Genomic DNA, 3,447 nt, shown 5'->3' on the forward strand with positions numbered 1-3,447 from the left:
CCCGCCACGGGCGTCCCGCCCGCTCCGGCCAGCATGATCGCGGCGTTCCTTGCGCACCCCGGTGGACGCCACGGCGTCCGGACCGGCCAACGCCAGGTTCACCTCCAGCCGCGCCACGTTGACATCCGCAAGGCGCACCGTCACGGCCTGGCCCAGCCGGAAGCTGCGTCCCGTGCGCTCGCCCACCAGTTCCTGCCGCTCCGGCAGGTAGCCGTAGTAGTCGTCGTCCAGCGACGACAGGCGCACCATGCCCTCGGCCATCACCTCGTTGAATTCCACGAAAAAGCCGAAGTCGATGATGCCGGAAATGACCCCGGTAAACTCTTCGCCCACCCTTTCGGACAGGAACAGCACGGTGATACGCTTGAGTATCTCGCGCTCGGCTTCCATGGCCACGCGCTCGTTCACGTTCAGGGTGTCGGCAATGGTCAGCAGGGCCCGTTCGCCCGGCAGCGGCCCGTTCACCGGCAGCCCCAGCGTGCGGCGCAGCGCGCGGTGCACGATCAGGTCGGCGTAGCGGCGGATGGGCGAGGTGAAGTGGCAGTAGCATTCCGAGGCCAGGCCGAAATGCCCCTCATGGTCGGGCGCGTAGCGGGCCTGCATCATGGTGCGCAGGGCCATGCGGTTGACCACGAATTCCTGGTCGGTGCCCTTGGCCGCCTGCAGCACGCCCTGCAACGCCTTGGCCGAAGCCTTGCCGGGCAGGTGCTGGGCCAGCGAGGTGCGCGCCAGCACCTTGAACAGCCCTTCCAGCTTTTCGGTATCCGGCTCCGGGTGCACCCGGTACAGGAAGCGGGCGTTCTTTTCGGTCAGGAAGCGGGCCACCGCCTCGTTGGCGGCAATCATGAACTCTTCGATGATCTGGTGGCCGAAGTGGCGCACCTTGCGGCCAATGTCCACCGTCTCGCCGTAGATGTTGAAGATCACCTCCGGCTCGGGCAGGTCGAAGTCCAGGCTGCCGCGTTCGCTGCGCTTGGCGTTCAGCAGGCGGGCCAGCGCTTCGGCGCGTTCCAGCAGGGGCAGCACCGGGGTGAGCAGTCGGCGCTCCTTTTCGTCCTTTTCGATGATCGCCCGGTTGACCTGGCCGTAGGTCAGACGGGCCTTGGACTCGATGATGGCCGCGTAGAACTTGCTGCGGCCAGGGGTGCCGTCGGCGTAGAAGAAGGTTTCCGCCACCATGGCCAGCCGGGGCACGCGCGGGTTCAGGCTGCACAGCCCGTTGGAAAGGGCCTCGGGCAGCATGGGCTCCACCGACTGCGGGAAATAGTACGAATTGGACCGGGCCTGCGCCTCACGGTCCATGGCCGATCCGGGCCGCACGTAGTGGGCCACGTCGGCAATGGCCACCCACAGGCGGTAACCGGTGCCCTGCTCTTCCACGTACACGGCGTCGTCGAAGTCGCGGGCCTTGGCCCCGTCGATGGTGACAAACTCCAGATGGCGCAGGTCGATGCGGCCTTCCATGTCGTCGCGGCTGGGCACGGCGGGCAGGTCGCGGGCTTCTTCCAGCACTTCGGGCGGAAAGTCGGTGGGCACGTCGTGGTTGATCTTCACCAGCCGTTCCTGCACCAGCACGTTGTCGTCGGCGCCCAGCACGGCAAGCCCGGTGGCGGCCCACAGGCCGTCCTCCACCTTTTCACCGGGGGCGGCCACCACAAGGTCGCCCTTTTCGGCCTTCTCTTCCACGGCGCTCATGTCCACAACAAAGCTGACGGCCATGCGCGGGTCCGCCGCACGGCAGAGCAGGCTGTGCCTGCCCATGCGGCGCACGACGCGGGCGGGTATTTCCTTGCGGCCCCGCTCCAGCACGCGCACGATGCGCCCTTCGGGATTCTTGCCGTGGCGGCCCGGCAACAGGGCCACCACCACCTTGTCACCGTGCCAGGCATCGCCCATCTGATAGGGGTGCACGTAGATGTCGTCGCGTCCCTTTTCCTCCAGCAGCACAAAGCCCATGCCGGAACGCTGGATGGACAGGGTGCCCGTGACCAGCCGCAACTGTTCCACAAGGCCCCAGGCCCCGCCGCGCAGGCGGATGATGCGGCCCTGCCGGACAAGGTCGTCCAGGCGGTCTTCCAGTTCCTTCTTCATGCGGCGGTGCAGGCCCAGCATGCGCATCAGCGCGTCGATCTTCAGAGGGCGGTGCGCCTCGCGGAACAGTGTTGCCAGGTCGTTGGCGTCGGGCAGCACGTAGCTTTCCTCGCGTTTCTTCTTTGTCATATGGATGTCCTTTCCGGTCATGCCGGAGTGAAAGATGTCGAATGCGGGCGGGCTGCCGGGGCGGCAACGCGAGGTAGCGGCCCCCGGCTGTTCAGCCGGAACCGGCCGAGCAGGCCAGACGCCCCCGGCAAGGGGCGGCCAGACAAACCGACCGGCGGCAGGTCAGGCCGGACAGCGGAAAATCAGCCCCGCCGGGCTGCGGAAAGTCCGGCCCAGCGGGCGGCCCACCATTCGGGAAAATTCGTTGCGGACCACAAGGCCGGTCCGAATTCGGTCACCAGGTCGAAGGCCCACAGGTCCGGCTGCCTGGCACCCGCATGGCTGCCCCCCTCATGCCCGGCACCTTCGCCACACAACGGCGCCAGTTTGACGGCGTCCTTGGGGGTGCACACCACCACGCACCCTTCCGCCCCCAGCGAACGCACGTCCGCGGGCGTATACGGGTGGTGGTCCGGAAAGATGCGGTGGCGCAGCGGCGGATAGCCGAAAAAATGCGTGGCCGTGGCGTGCACCTGTGCCGGGTCGCCCACGCCGGTAGCCAGCACGTAGGGCGCGCCGTCCAGATGCGCACGGGTGGCCGCCCCCTGCTCCGCCGGGCGCGGGTCCAGCCCCCGGCCCACCCGCACGAGGCCGCGCGGCGCAAGGCGAAAGCTGAACACCGGCATGCCGTAGCGGACCAGACGGCGTTCCAGCTGAGGCCCCAGTGCATTGAACAGGTCCGGCTCCGCCTTCACGCAGAAGGCGTGCGCCCTGCCCAGCGCGGATGCGCCCTCGCGCCACGATCCCGCCGGAATGGTCCGGCCCCATTGGCCGGTCAGGTCCACCGGGCGCAGCACCACTATGTCCAGGTCGCGCCGCACCGCCAGATGCTGAAAACCGTCGTCCAGCAGGTACAGGTGCGGGGCAAGGTGCGCCTCTGCCCAGTGCCCGGCCCTGCGCCGCACCGGGTCCACCAGCACGGCGGCATCAGGATTCTGGCGGGCCAGCATCAGCGGCTCGTCTCCCGCCTCCGTCGCCGTGTTTTCGGGGCGCACCAGCAAGGGCAGTTGCGGCGGCTTTGCCCCGTAACCGCGCGTGAGCACGGCAGCGGACAGCCCGTGCGCGCCGCACCAGCGCAACAGCCAGTGCACCAGCGGGGTCTTGCCCGTGCCGCCCCAGCATATGTTGCCCACCGAAACCACCGGGCGCGGCGGGGCAAAGCGCGGCAGCACGCCCGCCTCGTACGCG

2 protein-coding genes are annotated in these 3,447 nt (G+C 68.5%); both read right to left on the minus strand.

What is annotated here, in order from left to right:
* Positions 1–2,220: ribonuclease R (rnr, locus tag FVW27_RS10785; RefSeq protein ID WP_167125043.1), on the minus strand; the 2,220-nt coding region annotated here is incomplete at its 3' end.
* Between the two features lie 182 nt (positions 2,221–2,402).
* Positions 2,403–3,447 (minus strand): tetraacyldisaccharide 4'-kinase (gene lpxK / locus FVW27_RS10790; protein ID WP_167125045.1); only part of this gene is annotated, 1,045 nt, incomplete at its 5' end.

Origin of the sequence: Nitratidesulfovibrio liaohensis (genome assembly GCF_011682075.1) — a bacterium.
Classification (GTDB): domain Bacteria; phylum Desulfobacterota; class Desulfovibrionia; order Desulfovibrionales; family Desulfovibrionaceae; genus Cupidesulfovibrio; species Cupidesulfovibrio liaohensis.